The 596-nt window shown below is 74.8% G+C and carries 2 protein-coding genes; both read right to left on the bottom strand.

Features of this window, described 5'->3' with window-relative positions; all coding sequences use genetic code 11:
• Positions 1-327, bottom strand: a 327-nt coding sequence (locus J7523_RS20485) for a tRNA (adenosine(37)-N6)-threonylcarbamoyltransferase complex ATPase subunit type 1 TsaE (RefSeq protein WP_363267439.1), incomplete at its 3' end; no start/stop codon positions are given.
• Positions 328-330: 3 nt separating this feature from the next.
• Positions 331-596, bottom strand: a 266-nt coding sequence (locus J7523_RS20480) for an alanine racemase C-terminal domain-containing protein (RefSeq protein WP_291890649.1), incomplete at its 5' end; no start/stop codon positions are given.

The raw sequence follows: 596 nt of genomic DNA, 5'->3' as shown, positions 1-596 counted from the left end.
CTCCACGATGACGACGGATTCGTCGAAGTCGATGTCGAGGTCGTCGAGCTCGCGTGCGCCGGACAGGCGGTAGCCGTCGACGTGCACGAGGGGCGGGCCGTCGCCGGCGAGGACCGGATGCACGCGCGACAGCACGAAGGTGGGCGAGGTCACGGGTCCGCGCACCCCCATCGCCTCGCCGATGCCGCGGGTCAGCGTCGTCTTCCCGGCGCCGAGGTCGCCGACGAGCACGAGCAGGTCGCCGGCGCGCAGCATCGCGCCGATCACCCGGCCGAGCGCCTCCATGGCCTCGGGCGTCGCCACCTCGAGCTCGACGGGATCGCTCACCGCTCAGCCCACCGTCCGCCGTCGGACCCGCTGCCCGACCCCGGTCACGATCTCGTACGCGATGGTGCCGGCGGCGTCCGCCCACTCCGCGACCGAGGGGGCGCCGCGCAGCGGATCGCCCCAGACGACCGCGCGGTCGCCGACCGCCACGGCCGCGTCGCCGACGTCGACGACGATCTGGTCCATCGAGACGGATCCGGCGACGGGGTGCCGGCGTCCGCCGATCATCACCGACACCTTGGCCGCCGCCGCCCGCGGCAGTCCGTCCG

The sequence above is a fragment of the Cellulomonas sp. genome (assembly GCF_017744555.1).
Lineage (GTDB): Bacteria > Actinomycetota > Actinomycetes > Actinomycetales > Cellulomonadaceae > Cellulomonas.
The sequence above is the reverse complement of the archived record's forward strand: the minus strand, read 5'-3'. Positions and strand labels throughout refer to the sequence as shown.